Raw genomic sequence first — 229 nt, 5'->3', positions numbered from 1 at the left:
GTCTAATAGAGATAGTGAACATGACCGCCACTGATTTACCTGCCAAACCTTATTCAACGGCTTCTTCTGAAGCGCCTATAATCAGTCTCTCTACACGCGCCGGCAGTGTTGACAAAAGCTTTGCTAAGATTGATTGGCAAGCACCGTGGTTGGCTCATTTACAGCAGTTAGACTATATCAATAGAGCCATCACACAGCTCAGTGGCTTAAATAATGAGCCTGCTCAGAC

At 45.4% G+C, this 229-nt stretch carries 1 pseudogene; it reads left to right on the top strand.

The features are described 5' to 3' along the window. Positions 1-20 precede the first annotated feature (20 nt). Positions 21-229, top strand: a pseudogene (locus AAEY75_RS17480) (DUF3025 domain-containing protein); the annotation flags it as partial.

The sequence above is a fragment of the Psychrobacter sp. TB55-MNA-CIBAN-0194 genome (genome assembly GCF_040309505.1).
Lineage (GTDB): Bacteria > Pseudomonadota > Gammaproteobacteria > Pseudomonadales > Moraxellaceae > Psychrobacter > Psychrobacter fozii.
Note: the sequence above shows the minus strand (reverse complement) of the source record. Positions and strands in the feature narration are given on the sequence as shown.